Genomic DNA, 15,878 nt, shown 5'->3' on the forward strand with positions numbered 1-15,878 from the left:
TCAGGTAACGGGGGCCGTGCGTTCGCGGCGTTTGACGGTCTGCCAGCCGTCTTCCATGGTTTTTACGTCCACATCCGCCAGCGCCAGGCCGCGCGCGGCCAGATCGCGCTCCATCGCGGTGAAACGGCGGGTGAATTTGGCGTTGGCCTGACGCAGGCAGGCTTCGGGGTCCATGTCCAGCTTGCGGGCCAGCGTGGCCAGCGTGAACAGTACATCGCCCAGTTCATCGAATATCTTTTCGCGGTCGCCGCTTTCCAGTTCGACCTTCAGTTCGTCGATTTCCTCATCCACCTTGGCCGCCACTTCCGCCACGGTGTCCCAGTCAAAGCCGGTGCGGGCCGCGCGGGCGGACAGCTTGCGCGCGCGCAGCAGCGCGGGCAGGCCAACCGGCACGTCATCCAGCGTGCCGCCACGGTTGCGCGCCAGACGTTCGCGCGCCTTGCCATCTTCCCACTGGCCCGCGGTGCGCTCGCCCGCGCCAAACACATGGGGGTGGCGGCGGACCATCTTGTCGCCAATCATGCGCGCGACCGTGGCGAAATCGAACAGGCCCTGCTCATCGGCCATCTGGGCGTGATAGACCACCTGCAACAGCAGGTCGCCCAGTTCATCGGGCAGGCTGTCCCAGTCCTCGCGCGCTATGGTGTCGGCCACCTCATAGGCTTCCTCGATGCTGTAGGGCGCGATGGAGGCGAAGTCCTGCTCCCGGTCCCACGGGCAGCCGGTGCGGGGGTCACGCAGGCGCGCCATGATGTCCAGCAGGCGTTGCAGGGCGGTCGCGGCATCTTGCATGGGTGTGTTTCCTGCCTGTTTGTGTTGCGGTCATGCGCAGGTTTTGTATAGATCGCCCACCGCCCGGGCGGAACGTTTTTATCAGGACATACGGAACATGCGCAGCGACGGACAGGCGACGGTCTTTATTGATGGCGAGGCAGGCACGACGGGGCTGGGCATCCGCAATCGCCTCGGGCGCCTGCCGGTCACGCTGCGCTCCATCGACCCTGAACGCCGCAAGGACCCGCAGGCCCGGCGCGAGATGATGGCGGCGGTGGATATCGTGATCCTGTGCCTGCCCGACGCGGCGGCGCGTGAAGCGGTGGCGATGGCCGACGCCATGGGGGACGACGCCCCGCGCATTCTTGACGCCAGCACCGCCTTTCGCACCGATCCGGCATGGGCTTACGGCTTTCCCGAAATGGATGCGGACCAGCCCGCCGCCATCCGCGCCGCCGCGCGCGTGTCCAATCCCGGCTGTTACCCGACGGGGCTGATCGGCCTGCTGCGCCCGCTGGTCCGCGCCGGGCTGGTCCCGGCGGATTATCCGGTCAGCATCAACGCCGTAAGCGGCTACAGCGGCGGCGGTCGCGGCATGATCGAGGCGCATGAGCGCGATGGCGGCCCCGCCTTCGAGCTGTACGGGCTGGGGCTTGGGCACAAGCACATGCCGGAGATGGCGCTCTATGCCGGGCTTGCCCGCGCGCCGGTATTCGTGCCGTCAGTGGGGCATTTTCCGCAGGGCATGATCGTGTCCGTGCCGCTGCATCTCGACCTTCTGCCCGGCCGGGTCCGCATGGCGGACCTGCATGCGGCCCTTGCCGCCCATTACCGGGGGTCCGACCGCATTACGGTGGCCGAACCCTGCGCCAAACTGGTGGCCGATGCGCTGGCGGGCACCGACCGGATGGAGCTGCGGGTGCATGGCGATGACGCGCTGGGTCAGGTCGTGCTGACCGCGCGGCTGGACAATCTGGGCAAGGGCGCGTCGGGTGCCGCGCTGCAGAATGTGGCGCTGATGCTGGGGCTGGAGCCGCCGCCGCCAGTGTGATATAGCGGGTCCGCAAGACGTCCCTGGACTGATTGCCTGTATGCGAGAGTGACGGAACGGTAGACGTAGTCGACTCAAAATCGACCGCCGAAAGGCATAGGGGTTCGAATCCCCTCTCTCGTACCACAGTCTGGCGCACCGGCGCGCGGTGTTGCCCTTCCTTGCCCGTGTCGTGAACAGGACGATGTCTCCCTTGCCTGATCCCCTTACTGCCAAGCCGTCCGCGCGGCCTGCCAATCCGTGTTTTTCTTCCGGTCCCTGCGCCAAGCGGCCCGGCTGGTCGCTCGATGCGCTGTCGGATGCGCTGGTGGGGCGCTCGCACCGTTCGACGGAAGGGCGCGCGCGCCTGAACGAGGTCATTACCCGTTCAAAGGCCATCCTCGGCATGCCGGAGGACTGGGTGCTGGGCATCGTGCCGGCGTCGGATACGGGTGCGGTGGAAATGGTGCTGTGGTCCATCCTTGGTTCCCGCCCGGTGGACGTGCTGGCGTTCGAGAGTTTCTCCGCCACATGGGCCAATGACATCATTGCCCAGCTCCAGTTGCCCGATGCCCGCGTGCTCAAGGCCGATTACGGTGAAATCCCCGATCTGGCGCAGGTGGACTGGGCGCGCGACGTGGTGCTGACATGGAACGGCACGACATCCGGCGCGCGCCTGCCTTATGACGCCGCCATTCCCACCGTGCGCGACGGGCTGGTGATCTGTGACGCGACATCCGCCGCCTTCGCCATGGACCTGCCGTGGGAGAAGCTGGATGTCGTGACCTGGTCGTGGCAGAAGGTGCTGGGGGGCGAAGCCGCCCACGGCATGCTGGCGCTGTCGCCCCGCGCGGTCGAACGGCTGGTCTCCACGCCCGCGCCGCGCGCGCTGCCCAAGATCTTCCGCCTGACGGATAAAAAGGGCCTGATCGCGGGCATCTTCCGGGGTGATACGATCAACACGCCCTCCATGCTGTGCGTGGAAGATGCGCTCGATGGCCTGAAATGGGCCGAAAGCCTTGGCGGGCTGAAGGGGCTGATCGCGCGCAGCGAAGCCAACCTCGCCACCATCGCAGAATGGGAAGCGAAGTCCGACTGGGCGCGGTTCCTTGCTCCCGATCCCCATCACCGCTCCAGCACCGCCATCTGCCTGCGTATTGTCGCGCCGTGGTTTACCGCGCTGGACCACGCGGGCCAGACGGCGGCGGCCAAGAAGATCGTCTCCCTGCTGGGCGGGGAAGGGGTGGCGATGGATGTGGGCAGTTACCGCGACGCACCGCCCGGCCTGCGGCTGTGGGGTGGGGCGACGGTGGAAGCCGCCGACCTGCGGGCCGTCCTGCCCTGGCTTGACTGGGCCTATGCACAGGTTCACCGCGAACACGCCTGAAGCGCGCCCGCTTTCCTGCCAGATCCACCCTGTTCCGGCCTGTCGGCGGCAGGGTGCAGCACAAGGCCCAGATATGACTGATGACCCGCCGTTCAATCCCGCGCTGCTGCCTGCCGGATTCGTGGACAGGCTCCCCCCCGAAGCCGAGGCCGAGGCCGCCGGTATCGCGACGCTGATGCATGTGTTCGCGGCCCATGGTTATGACCGCGTGACGCCGCCACTGCTGGAATTCGAGGAAACGCTGCTGTCCGGCGCGGGGTCCGCCGTGGCGGAACAGACCTTCCGCCTGATGGACCCGGACACACGGCGCATGATGGCGCTCCGGCCCGACATGACGCCGCAGATCGCCCGCATCGCGGCCACCAGGCTGCCCGACGTGCCGCGCCCGCTGCGCCTGGCCTATGCGGGGCCATGCATTCTCATGACCAGCAACCGGGGCGATGGTGACCGCCAGATCACGCAGGCCGGAGTGGAACTGATCGGGCCGGACCGCCCGGAAGCGGATGCGGAAATCGTCGCCATCGCGGCGGAATGTCTGGCCACGTTGCAGGTGCGGGGCGTGTCGTTCGACCTGACCATGCCCGCGCTCACCACCGCGCTGCTGGATGCGGGCGGGTTTGACGGGCATGTGCGCGGCATGCTCATGCGCGCGCTGGACCGCAAGGACGCGGCGGCGGTGGCCCGCCATGGGGGCGAACTGGCCGCCGTGCTGATCCGCCTTCTGCATGTCGCGGGCCCCGCGCAGGGCGCGCTTGCGGAACTGGCGGCGGTTGACCTGCCGCACGCCGCGCGCGTGCTGAGTGAAAGGCTGGCCGCGACCGTCGCGGCGATCGAGGCCCGCGTGCCCGGTATCCGCCTGACGGTGGACCCGGTGGAGTTCCGGGGCTGGCAGTACCATACCGGCGTGTGCGTAAGCGTGTACGCGGCCGGACAGCGCGAGGAGCTGGGCCGCGGTGGCCGCTACCTGTCCAATAATGACGAACCGGCCTGTGGCCTGACATTGCGGCCGGACATCATCCTGCGCGCGGCCCCCGCGCTGCCCAGCCGCACGCGGGTCTTCCTGCCATGGGGCACGGCGGCGGAAGTCGGCGCGGCCCTGCGCGCGGGAGGGTACGCCACCGTGGGCGCGCTGGGGCCGGATGGGGATGCGCGCGCCGAGGCCGCGCGGCTGTCCTGCCCGCTGATTGTGGTTGATGGTCAGGCCGTCGCGGTGGGCGACGCCTGATTTCGCGGTTGATTTTCTTACGAGCAAGATTTTTCCGGCTGGCCGCGCCGTGGCCACCGGGCAGCATATCAAGGAGCATGAAATGTCCAACGTCACCGTGATCGGCACCCAGTGGGGTGACGAGGGCAAGGGGAAGATCGTGGACTGGCTGGCCAGCCGGGCCGATGTGGTCGTGCGCTTCCAGGGTGGCCATAACGCGGGCCATACGCTGGTGGTGGGCGAACAGACCTACAAGCTGTCGCTGCTGCCCTCGGGTCTTGTGCGTGGCAAGACGGGCGTGATCGGCAATGGCGTGGTGGTTGACCCCGAAGCCCTGCTCAAGGAAATCGACCGCGTGACGGCGCAGGGCCTGACGGTCACGCCCGAGACGCTGAAGATCGCGGAAAACGCGCCGCTGATCCTGCCCGTGCATGGCGCGCTGGACCGTGCGCGTGAAGCCGCCCGGGGGGAGCGCAAGATCGGCACGACCGGGCGCGGCATCGGCCCCGCCTATGAGGACAAGGTGGCCCGCCGCGCCATCCGCCTGTGCGACCTGGCCGAGCCGGAAACACTGGACTGGAAGCTTGATGAACTGCTTCTGCACCATAACACGCTACTCAAGGGGCTGGGTGCGGATACCTTCACCAAGGCCGAACTGCTGGACTTCCTGAACACGGTCGCCCCGCGCGTGCTGCCCTACATGGCCCCGGTATGGGATCTGCTTGATGACAGCCGCCGCAGTGGCGCGCGCATCCTGTTCGAAGGCGCGCAGGCGGTCATGCTGGATGTGGACCATGGCACCTATCCGTTCGTGACCAGCTCCAATACGGTCGCCGCCAATGCCGGGACCGGCGCGGGTGTCGGCCCGACCAGCATCGGTTTCGTGCTGGGCATTGCCAAGGCCTACACCACCCGCGTGGGTGAGGGGCCCTTCCCCAGCGAACTGCATGACGAGATGGGGCGCATACTGGGTGAACGCGGGCATGAATTCGGCACCGTGACGGGCCGCCCGCGCCGGTGTGGCTGGTTCGATGCCGTGCTGGTGCGCCGCGCCGTGCGCGTGGGGGGCGTGAACGGTCTGGCCCTGACCAAGCTGGATGTGCTCGACGGGCTCAAGGAAATCCGCATCTGCGTCGGCTACGAGCTTGATGGCAAGACCACGAAGCATTTCCCTTCCGCCCCCGGTGCGCAGCAGCGCATCCGCCCGGTGTTCGAGACGCTGGAAGGCTGGGAAGACAGCACGCGGGGCGCGCGCTCCTGGGCTGACCTGCCGGCCCAGGCCATCAAATATGTCCGCCGGATCGAGGAACTGGTCGAAGCGCCGGTCACCCTGCTGTCCACCAGCCCCGAACGTGACGACACCATCCTGATGCGCGATCCGTTCGAGGACTGATCGCCTTCGCCATGGTGCCTGTAAATGGCCGTTCCTGAATAGGTTTCTGGGCGCCGCCTTTTTTCAAAAAGGCGGCGTTTCCTGAAGCTTTTTGAAAAAAGCTTCACCAAAAACTTCCTTAGGATTTGCGTAATACGCCCTAAAGGAAAAGCCCCGCACGCTTCTGGCGTTGCGGGGCTTTTTGCAGGGCAGGGGTGGGGCGTCAGGCAGGCGCCTGTTCGGCATGGCTGGCGCGCCGGGTGGCGACTTCCGCCTTCATTGCGGCCTGTACCTTTTCAAAGGCCCGGACCTCGATCTGGCGCACCCGCTCGCGCGAGATGTTGTACACGTGGGAGAGTTCCTCCAGCGTGGCCGGTTCGTCCTTCAGCCTGCGTTCGGTCAGGATGTGGCGCTCACGATCGTTCAGCGACTTCATGGCGTTGGCCAGAAGCGCCTGCCTGCCGGACAGTTCCTCGCTTTCGGCAAGGGTTTCTTCCTGGTTGTCGGTGTTGTCCACCAGCCAGTCCTGCCATTCCCCCTCCCCATCCAGCCGCAGGGGGGCGTTCAGGCTGTGGTCCGGGGCGGCGAGCCTGCGGTTCATGTTGACCACGTCCTGCTCCGGCACGCCGAGGGACTGCGCGATCTTGTTGACCTGCTCGGGCGGCAGGTCGCCATCATCAATGGCCTGCATCTGCCCCTTCAGGCGACGCAGGTTGAAGAACAGTTTTTTCTGCGCGGCGGTGGTGCCGATCTTGACCAGCGACCAGCTATGCAGAATATATTCCTGTATTGCCGCGCGGATCCACCACATGGCGTAGGTGGCCAGACGGAAGCCACGATCGGGGTCGAAGCGGCGCACGGCCTGCATCATCCCGATATTGCCTTCGCTGATCAGTTCGCCCACGGGCAGGCCATAGCCGCGATAGCCCATGGCGATCTTGGCGACGAGCCGCAGGTGGGATGTGACAAGTTTATGCGCGGCTTCGGTATCGCCCTTGTCCTTCCACAGGTGCGACAGGCGAAGCTCCTCCTCCGGGGAGAGCATGGGGAATTTGCGGATGTCCCGAAGATATTTGGACAGGTTGTTCTCGGGACCGGAAATGAGAGCAGAAGAGGCCATGGTAACGGACTCCTGTTCCAGAGGGATGGATAGCGGTGATCCGGATCAACGTGAATGTGACCGACCGGGTTGCATCATCACTCTGATAGACGCACGACTGGACTTCTCACGTCCCCATATAGAACCCCCGTCATGGGCAGTCTTATACAGGACGTCCAGTTAGCCTGGGGGCGTCGGCCCCGGCAAACAATCATGGAACATAGTGATTTTGGGCCTGTTTGTCAATAAATATGCATCCGGACTACGCAATATTGGCCAGAAGCTCACGGAAATCGGGCGGGGGCGCGGTCTCGAACAGCATCTCCGCGCCACTGCGCGGGTGAATGAAGCCCAGCCGGCGGGCATGCAGCGCCTGGCGGGCGAAATCCAGCGCCGCTGCCCGCGCCGGGGCGGGCAGGCCGCGCGCGGCGGCGGGAATGCGGCGCAGATAGACCGGATCCCCCACCAGCGCGTGGCCCGCATGGGCGAAGTGAACCCGGATCTGGTGCGTGCGCCCGGTGGCCAGCCTGCACTCCACATGCGCCAGGCCACCGTGGAAGGTGTCCAGAATACGGTAATGCGTCAGTGCCGCCTTGCCGCCGCCATTGGCGATGACCGCCATGCGCTTGCGGTCGCGCCGGTCACGCCCGATCGCGCCATCGAACGAACCGTGGGCGGGAGAGGGAATGCCCCAGCATATGGCCTGGTACGCCCGGTCGATCCGGCGTTCGGCAAAGGCGAGGGAGAGCGCCTGATGCGCCATTTCGGTCTTGGCCGCGACCATGATACCCGATGTATCCTTGTCCAGCCGATGCACGATACCGGGCCGCTTCTCCCCGCCGATGCCGGTCAGCCCCTCGCCGCAATGTGCTAAAAGCGCGTTGACCAGCGTGCCGTCCTCGTTTCCCGGGGCGGGGTGGACGACCATGCCCGCAGGCTTGTCCAGCACGATCAGGTCCCGGTCCTCGAACAGGACGGTCAGGGGAAGATCCTGCCCCTGCGGCGTGGCGGGGATTGCGGGGGGGAGATGAATTTCATAACACATTCCCGCCCGCACCGGTTCCGCCGGATCGCGGAGCGGACTGCCATTGCGCGACAGGTGGCCACTTTCCATAAGGGACTTGACGCGTGAACGTGACAGCGTCGGCATCGCATTGGCGATGAAGCGGTCGGTGCGCTGGCCCGCGTCGTCCGCCGTGGCGATGACAGGGGCAGGGGGGGCGGTGTCGGTCATGGCATGTATCTATCGGAAAAAACGGTATTCGGGAACGGAAAGCACATAATGGAAAAACAGGGATCGCGCGCGCTGCTGGCTGCGGTGATCGGTATGGGGGTGCTGCTGTTCATCGGCTCCCTGGGGCTGGTGGGCGTGCTGGTGCACCGGATGATGCACCCGCAGGCCACACAACAGGCCGCGACGGCCCATCTGGCCGCGCCAGTGGCGGTCACGGCGGGTGCGGGGGGATATGGTGACCTGACGCTGGATGAACCGTCCGGCACCCGCATTGAATCCGTTGCGGTGCGCCCGGATGGAATGGTTGTGGCCGTACTGGCGGGTGGTGATCGCGCCGGGCGGATCATTATATGGGATCCGGCGGGGCAGCGCGTCGTGGCGCGTCTTGTGCTCGCGCCCTGAGCCGGGGCGGCAGGAAAAACGGAGGCCGCCCATTCTTGCTCTTGCAATGGGCGGCGGGATCACATAGAAGCGGCGTCGGCCCTGGTCCCGTTCGTCTAGAGGCCTAGGACACCGCCCTCTCACGGCGGCAACACGGGTTCGAATCCCGTACGGGACGCCATTGATATTCCGATGACCGGGAATATCCGCATGAAGGGCGATGTATTTCGTTTCATGACTGAATATGACCAGCAGGCTTTGTCCCGCATGGTGCCTGTGTTCGCGCCGCTTTCCTTCGCGCGCATGGTATAATCACCCGTGCGGCAGGTCGGTCTGTAGTTATTGGGCGCTCATGTTATTGATAATCGTGATGTTATCTGGATGGGTGTAGGGTCAGGCATGGTAATTCCGGCAAATAATTTCCGGTAATTATTGTACAGGGCATAAATTTATTTCCAGATTTCGGGTATTAAAATTCATTAATGAAACGGAAACCTGAAACTCCCCCAAAATATCAATGTTTATCCGGGGCTCCTGAAAAGGATTGTCCCGCTGAAAGACGCTTCTGGTATCAAGGATGGAGTTCAAGATGACCGAGGATGAAAGCAGGCGCATACCATTTTCCACCCCGGCAGAACGAATGAAAAGTCTTTCGATTACGGCAATACTGGTGTTGTTGATAACTGTTGTTACGCTGGCAAGTCTGTTTGTTCTTTATTTCATGCTTCCTGATTTCTGAATAATATCCTTTCTGGTTTCTGGCCCTGTCTGGCCGTCCTGATACCCGCAATAAAATCCCATGCATCCGGAAACGCTCCTAAAGGGCGGAGGACGTTTCGCAACCATCCGTGTCCCGCGGCAAATCATGCTGCCCGGCCCGATATTCCCCCAGATGGTGTTTTGGGGGGTGGGAGCTGTATTTTATCGTCAGGTAAAACCCGACAAATGACAGGGAAGTTTTTGGTGAAGCTTTTTTCAAAAAGCTTCAGGAAACGCCCCATTTTTGAAAAAAGGTGGAATCTAAAAACTTTTATTCTATTTTATAGAACAATTATTTCCAATAATATCATGAATATTAAAAATCCATCGGAAATACCATTATCTGCCTGTATGGGAATTCAGATCAGCTCCGCGGCAAGAAATAAAATTGGATATTGGATTGGGGCTGCAATTTATAATTTATGTAAATCAGGTATATAATATGCCGATCGAAAAAATATTCCCTTCGTGCGGCGGATGCACTTTGAATTGGAATAATTTTCCAGAATAGACGTGATTTATTTATTCAAAATACTGCGGAACGTCTAAAATATTCCATGTAGAAATAGGTTTGTATTCCTAATGCCCCCTGTCCACGCAGGTTGGGGCATATGGAAGGGTGAGACTGAAATGCAGATACATCCCTGCCGGTTTCCAGCCGCCATGCCGGGTAAATCCTGAAAAAATCATAATTAAAATAGGTAGTTAATAAAATACGCCGTCCGGAATTTCATCCGCGCACATGCGGGCCGCGCGCCAGGGGCGGGGCTCTGGCTCGGCATTTTTTTTTCTGCTATAAGAACTATATTCGAAAAGAAATATTCCGGAGTCATGTATTGTGAATGCGCTGCTGGCAGGCCTTACACTTCTGATCATTGGCGACAGCCATGTAACATTCAAGGACTCCCTCCTCTCCATCCTGCCGGACGAATTCACCAGACAGGGCGCCAGGGTCATTACCTATGGCGTATGTTCCTCCACCGCCGCGGACTGGGTCGTGCCCAACCCCAATAATGGCTGCGGCGCGGCCCAGCGTATCGGGGATGAACCGATCGGCGCGCCGGACATGAAGCCCGCCTCTCCACCACCCATGGCGTCCCTGCTTGAAAAATGGCACCCGGATGTCGTCATGGTGGTGCTTGGTGATACAATGGCGGGATACGGCCAGAAAACGATCTCGCGCGACTGGGTGGACGAGCAGGTCAAGACCCTGACCTACACCCTGGGCAAGACCGCGTGCATCTGGGTCGGGCCGACATGGGGGCAGTACAGCCCGCGCTACGGCAAGACCGACCAGCGGACCACCGAAATGGCCACCTTCATGAAGGAGGAAGTGCCGCCGTGCACCTATGTCGACGGGACGGAACTGATGAAGCCGGGCTCGGTCAGCACCATTGACGGCATCCATGCCACCGCCGCCAGCTATCAGGTCTGGGGCGACGCCATTGTAAAAACGACGCTGCCCATACTTGAAAAGATCAAGGCGGAAGAACCCGCCGCCGGACAGTAAGGCGCATGGCTGGTGCCGCGCCGCCAGAACGCGATGCAGCCAGCCGGTAGAATGACGGTATTTCATGGGTATCCGGTTATGAGCCAAGGGCAGGCGGCAGTTCCCGCGCGCAGTACGTGGCGGCAGATCCTCCGTAATGAATTCTTTCCCACGGACCGGCGGCGCGACATCGATGGCCTGCGTGGGCTGGCCATCATTTTCGTGGTGCTGTTTCATGCCGGGTGGCTGGATGGCGGCTTTATCGGCGTTGACATATTTATCGTCATTTCCGGTTATTTCATCGGCCGTTCCGCGTTGATCCAGCAGCCTTTCCAGCCCATGCGCTTCGTCAGCCGCCGGTTGTACCGGCTGCTGCCGGCCCTGTTCTGCATGGTCGCGGCCATATCCGCCGGCATGCTGTGGTGGGTGCTGCAAAGCGACCGCGCCGATATCGCGCTGAACGGGGCGTACGCGCTGGTCTATCTGTCCAATATCTGGGCGGCGGGCCATGTGGGATATTTCGAGGGGCAGAGCATTGCCTACCCCTTCCTGCATACATGGTCGCTTTCCCTTGAGATGCAGTTCTATCTCGTCATTTTCATCATGGCGCTGGTGCTTACGTACACCCATCACCGCAACCGGGGGCTGGTCGGGATTTTCGTGCTGTCGTTGGGATGCAGCCTGTACAGCAACCATGTCGGCAATTCTCAGGGCTACTATAATATCCTCGACCGCCTGTGGGAGTTCTCACTGGGGGCGCTGATCTGGATTGTTCCCCGCCCGCGTTTCAGTCGCGCGGTGTCCAACATCGTCTGCGGCCTTGGGGTGGCCTTCCTTTTTTACGCGGCCTTTTCTTACCCGCTCCGGTTCGCCTGCCCCTCCTACATGATCGCCCTGCCGTGCCTGGCGGTCATGGGTGTCATCATGTGCCCGCAGCATGATGTCGCGCGCATGCTGCTCGTACCCGTTTCCCCTATAGGTGTTATTTCGTATTCGATATATTTATGGCATTGGCCAGCCATCGTGGTGGCGAACTACCTGTTGATGTTTCAGGTCCATGGCCTGGTTATGGGGGGTGTGCTGGCGTTGGTCATGGTCATAAGCCTGCTCAGTTACGTGGGGATCGAACGGGTTTTTCTCGATTATGAAGGCCGCGTGACGCCATCTGTCCGGAATTGCGGCGCATTGGCGCTGGTGGGCGCGTGCGGCGGGCTGGCGATGGTGCTGTCCTACGTGTCGTTCGTGTCACGTGTGCATTAAGGCACACAGGTCCCATGTGTCCTGGGTGGTGCGGTCCGTCCGTATGCCCATGCCCAGAGGCATGCATAATGTGACGCTGCTATGTGGTGCTGTATTATGCATGCCCTTGGGTATGGCGCATGCCGATGGCGGCGTGGCCCCTGGCTCCCCACAGGTCGCGCAGGCAGGTGTGACGGCGGCGGGCGCGCCCGTGCCTGAAAACGCGGCGCTCGACCTGCTGCTGCGCAAGGCGGAGTACTGGATCGGGCAGCAGGAATATGACAAGGCGACCGAGGTGGTGCGTGAAGCGCGCAGCATCGCCCCCGACAGCAGCCGGGCCCTGTACGACCAGGGCCGCATCCAGATCGGGACGGGCGACGCCGCGGCCGCGGGCCAGACGCTCAGGCAGCTTTCGCGCAATGGGGATGCATCGTCCTATATCGGCATGCTCAATGCCCAGATCAGGTACGGTAAACTCGACCCGCAGGCATTGGCCGAGGCGCGCCATCTGGCTGAAACCGGCAAGATGATGCAGGCCATGTTCAAGTACAAGGCCCTGTTCAAGAACGGCGATCCGCCGCCGGATCTGGCGCTGGAATATTATCGTGTGCTGGGTTCCACCATCCTTGGGTATCAGGAAGCGCGGACCAAACTGGGCGAATACGTCGCCCATAGCCCCGAAGACCTGGATGCGCGCCTGGCCTATGACCGGATCCTGACCTACCGCATTACCAACCGCGAACAGGGGCTGAGTGACCTGAAGGTGCTGGCCCGCACCGCCAGTTCCAGCGCCATCCGGCAGGATGCGGCGGCATCGTGGCGTCTGGCCCTGACATGGGAGCCCATAACGGGTTCCAGCATGCCATTGTACCGGGAATGGCTGGAAGCCCACCCCGATGACGCGGAGATACGCGATCTCCTGCAAAAGGCGCAGGAAACGCAGTCCGGCATCGATGCGGCCACCTACCGCATAGAAGGCTACAAATTCCTGTCGCGGAAGGATTACGTCGCGGCGGCCCGTAGTCTGCATCAGGCGCTGGCGCTCAATCCCGACGACCCGGATACGCTGGGTGGTCTGGGGGTGGTGGCCGAGGGAGAACAGCGTCTGGAGGATGCGAAAAAGTATTTTGCCCAGGCCGTCGCCGCCGATCCCGCGCCCGACAGCCACTGGCGCACGGCGTTGCAGCATGTCTACGCCGGGGGCGGCCCAGACCCGCTGGTGGGGAATGCCCAGTCCGCCATTGATGAGGGGCGTCTGGCCGCGGCCCAGGACGATATCGACCGCCTGCGCCAGCATCCCGGCGCGACCGAGGCGGCGCTGTTCTTGCAGGCGGCGCTGTATCGCAAGCAGGGCAGGCTGGATGAGGCCGCGCGGGTGTATCGGGAAATCCAGCGCATTTCGCCCCATAATCCCGAAGCTCCCTATAACCTTGCCTATGTCCTGATCCAGCAGGGGCGCGGGGATGAGGCCGATGACCTGATCCGGCTCGTGGCGCAGAAGGAGCCACGCCGGGCGTCGCTCCTGCGCGGCATGCAGTTGCGTTACGCGGCGGCGCATACCGGCGACCTGACGCGGCGTATCGCCCTGCTGCGCAGCGCGCTGGCCTATATGCCGGATAATCCGTGGGTATATCTCGAACTGGGCAATGCGCTGTACGACAACGGGCAGGTTGCGCAGGCGGACGCCCATATGCGGCAGTTGACCAGCGGCCGCGATGTCACCGATGCAGATATCGAGGCCGGTGTCCTGTATGCGGTGGCGCATCATGACATCACCACGGCGGCCCGGCTGTATGCCCGTCTGCCCCCGTCCGCCCGCACGCCCGCCATGGTGCAGGCGGAGCGCCAGATCCGCCTGACGCAGATGGTCCGCGCCATCGACCCCCAGGCGCCCGATTACAGGGACCAGCTCATGGCGCTGGCCAATGCGCCCGACCCCGATGGCACGCTGGGCACGATCATCGCCACAGCCTTCATGGATCGCGACGATCCCCGCTCCGCGCGCAAGGTGCTGCGGTATGAGAACCAGATCACCCCCAATCCCGAACCGGAGCAGAAACTGGGCTATGCCGGAACGTCGCTGCGCATAGGCTCATTGCGGGACGCACAGGCCTACCTGAAGGATTTTGACCAGCTCGCGGCTGAAAACCCCGATGGCATCACCAGTGACCAGATGCGTGTGCGCGAGCAGATCGAGATCGGCATGACCATCATGAAATCGGACCGGCTGGACCAGGGCGGCAAACCCGGCCAGGCGGAAAAGCTCATGCTTCCCCTTGTCGCGGCCAATCCCGATTCGGCCGAAGCCCATCTGGCGCTGGGCCGTGTTTACGAGACACAGGACAGGGCGCGCCACGCGCTGGGCGAGGATCTGGCCGCGCTGAAGCTGCGCCAGAACGACCGCTACATCCTGGCCTCCATCGTGCGGGACGCCACCGGGGCGGGGGATCTGGCGCTTGCGCATGAATACATGCAACGCCTGACCGAGCTTGCCCCCGACAGTTCGATTACATGGGAAGTGCGTTCGGAGATCGACCGGGTGGAGGGGCATGCCAGAGAACAGCTTGCCGACCTAGAACGGGCGCATGACCTGCAATGCAGTAGCAGCCCGAGCGTGAAATGCAACGCGCCGGACGCGTTCGTGCCCGATTACATGTGGCCGGACATGGAGGGAGACCATAACGAGCCGAAGGCGGTCACGCTTTCCGCCATGTACCCCTCCCTGCCCAGTGACACGGTGCTGCAGGCGACCGAGCGCAATATTGCCTACCTGCGCGAATCCCTTGCGCCGCAGATTGACGCGAATGTCTATATTCGCGGCCGTACCGGCGCGCGCGGGCAGGGGCAGATGACGGAAGTGTCCGTGCCGATTACAGGCTCGTATCCGCTTTCCTCATGGGAACACCGGCTGACCTTCTCCGCCACGCCCACATTCCTGTTCACGGGCAATCCGGGCCAGAGCACCTCCATCTACAACCCGAGCACCTTCGGAACGCAGGCCGTCAATGGCGGCAAGGCCAGGGATCATTACAATATACAGGGCATCGCGCTGGGCGTAAGCTACATGAACCGCTGGTTTACGGGCGATGTGGGGACATCCCCCCTCGGCTTTCCCATCACCAATGTCGTGGGCGGGGTCGAATTCGCGCCCCAACTGGCCCGGAACCTCAGGCTGCGGATCAGCGGCGGTCGGCGCATGGTTACGGATAGCGAACTGTCCTATGGCGGCATGACCGACCCCGCGACCGGCAGGACATGGGGCGGTGTCACCCGCATTTTCGGCCATGGATCGCTGGAATACGCATCCGCGTTATGGACGGCCTATGTCGGCGGTGGCGGCGCCTATCTGGAGGGGACCAATGTGGTCAGCAATACCGAAGGGGAAGCCAGGGCGGGCGGGAATGCAAAGGTATGGCGCTACAGGGACCGGCAGGCGCTGCGCGTGGGGCTGGATCTCATGTATTTCGGGTATGAACGCAACACCTACTTCTTCACGCTGGGGCAGGGGGGGGTACTTCTCTCCCAGCGCGTATTACGGGGCGATGGTTCCGGTGGAATGGTCCGGCCATGCGGGGCGCTGGAACTGGTTCCTGCGTGGCGAGGCGGGGTACCAGAACTACCATAGCGGCGGGTCGCCCTATTATCCCCGCAATCCCGGCCTGCAGGCCGAACTGCCGCAGGGCAGGGGGCGGTTCGGGGGCGAGGGGGCCAGCGGGCTTGCGGGTAATTTCGGGGCGCGGCTGGTCTATCAGCTTACACCGCAGTTCAGGCTGGGGGTGAACGGTGGCTACACCCGCGCGGGGAGCTGGTCTGAATCCACCGGCATGCTGCTGTTCCATTATGTATTCGATGCGCCCGATACCCCGCAGGCCCCGGGATCGTCACGCCTGTCGGTTGATGAGGACTGAAC

13 protein-coding genes and 2 tRNA genes are annotated in these 15,878 nt (G+C 63.1%); 12 read left to right on the forward strand and 3 right to left on the reverse strand.

The window, feature by feature from the left end:
- Entirely contained in the window at window positions 1-792 is a 792-nt protein-coding gene (gene mazG / locus LDL28_RS12280; RefSeq protein ID WP_233058802.1) for a nucleoside triphosphate pyrophosphohydrolase, read from the reverse strand.
- Between the two features lie 97 nt (window positions 793-889).
- Here mazG and argC point away from each other — a divergent pair, with 97 nt between their 5' ends.
- From argC to LDL28_RS12305, 5 genes are all read left to right on the forward strand, one after another.
- Window positions 890-1,825 (forward strand): N-acetyl-gamma-glutamyl-phosphate reductase, encoded by a 936-nt coding sequence (gene argC / locus LDL28_RS12285; protein WP_233058803.1) that lies wholly within the window; start codon window positions 890-892, stop codon window positions 1,823-1,825.
- A 42-nt stretch (window positions 1,826-1,867) separates the two neighbouring features.
- Window positions 1,868-1,951, forward strand: a tRNA-Leu gene (locus tag LDL28_RS12290).
- Between the two features lie 58 nt (window positions 1,952-2,009).
- Window positions 2,010-3,191: a phosphoserine transaminase gene (locus tag LDL28_RS12295; protein ID WP_233058804.1), complete on the forward strand. Its 1,182-nt coding sequence runs from the start codon at window positions 2,010-2,012 to the stop codon at window positions 3,189-3,191.
- A 73-nt stretch (window positions 3,192-3,264) separates the two neighbouring features.
- Complete coding sequence (locus tag LDL28_RS12300; RefSeq protein ID WP_233058805.1) at window positions 3,265-4,416, forward strand: ATP phosphoribosyltransferase regulatory subunit; 1,152 nt, start codon at window positions 3,265-3,267, stop codon at window positions 4,414-4,416.
- Window positions 4,417-4,498: 82 nt separating this feature from the next.
- Window positions 4,499-5,788 carry an adenylosuccinate synthase gene (locus tag LDL28_RS12305; RefSeq protein ID WP_233058806.1) on the forward strand — a complete coding sequence of 430 codons (1,290 nt, stop codon included), beginning with the start codon at window positions 4,499-4,501 and terminating at the stop codon, window positions 5,786-5,788.
- 202 nt (window positions 5,789-5,990) lie between these two features.
- Here the strand turns inward: LDL28_RS12305 and rpoH are convergent, their stop codons facing one another.
- Entirely contained in the window at window positions 5,991-6,887 is an 897-nt protein-coding gene (gene rpoH, locus LDL28_RS12310) for an RNA polymerase sigma factor RpoH (RefSeq protein ID WP_233058807.1), read from the reverse strand.
- 241 nt (window positions 6,888-7,128) lie between these two features.
- Window positions 7,129-8,100, reverse strand: coding sequence for an RluA family pseudouridine synthase (locus LDL28_RS12315; protein WP_233058808.1), 972 nt, complete (start codon window positions 8,098-8,100; stop codon window positions 7,129-7,131).
- A gap of 48 nt (window positions 8,101-8,148) precedes the next feature.
- Here LDL28_RS12315 and LDL28_RS12320 point away from each other — a divergent pair, with 48 nt between their 5' ends.
- The 7 genes from LDL28_RS12320 (at window position 8,149) to LDL28_RS15620 (ending at window position 15,876) form a co-directional block, all read left to right on the forward strand.
- Entirely contained in the window at window positions 8,149-8,502 is a 354-nt protein-coding gene (locus tag LDL28_RS12320; RefSeq protein WP_233058809.1) for a hypothetical protein, read from the forward strand.
- Between the two features lie 84 nt (window positions 8,503-8,586).
- Window positions 8,587-8,662, forward strand: a tRNA-Glu gene (locus LDL28_RS12325).
- Between the two features lie 408 nt (window positions 8,663-9,070).
- The gene (locus tag LDL28_RS12330) at window positions 9,071-9,220 is read left to right on the forward strand and encodes a hypothetical protein (protein ID WP_233058810.1); all 150 of its coding nucleotides are present in this window, start codon (window positions 9,071-9,073) and stop codon (window positions 9,218-9,220) included.
- Between the two features lie 858 nt (window positions 9,221-10,078).
- Window positions 10,079-10,750, forward strand: coding sequence for an SGNH/GDSL hydrolase family protein (locus tag LDL28_RS12335; RefSeq protein ID WP_233058811.1), 672 nt, complete (start codon window positions 10,079-10,081; stop codon window positions 10,748-10,750).
- A 78-nt stretch (window positions 10,751-10,828) separates the two neighbouring features.
- Window positions 10,829-11,989 (forward strand): acyltransferase, encoded by a 1,161-nt coding sequence (locus LDL28_RS12340; RefSeq protein WP_233058812.1) that lies wholly within the window; start codon window positions 10,829-10,831, stop codon window positions 11,987-11,989.
- A gap of 100 nt (window positions 11,990-12,089) precedes the next feature.
- The gene (locus LDL28_RS12345) at window positions 12,090-15,593 is read left to right on the forward strand and encodes a cellulose synthase subunit BcsC-related outer membrane protein (protein ID WP_255663143.1); all 3,504 of its coding nucleotides are present in this window, start codon (window positions 12,090-12,092) and stop codon (window positions 15,591-15,593) included.
- A complete protein-coding gene (locus tag LDL28_RS15620; protein WP_370636335.1) occupies window positions 15,520-15,876 on the forward strand; it encodes a cellulose synthase subunit BcsC-related outer membrane protein in 357 nt (118 codons plus the stop codon). The genes LDL28_RS12345 and LDL28_RS15620 overlap by 74 nt, the downstream gene beginning before the upstream one ends.
- Window positions 15,877-15,878 lie beyond the last annotated feature (2 nt).

The organism is Komagataeibacter sp. FNDCR2 (assembly GCF_021295395.1).
Classification (GTDB): domain Bacteria; phylum Pseudomonadota; class Alphaproteobacteria; order Acetobacterales; family Acetobacteraceae; genus Komagataeibacter.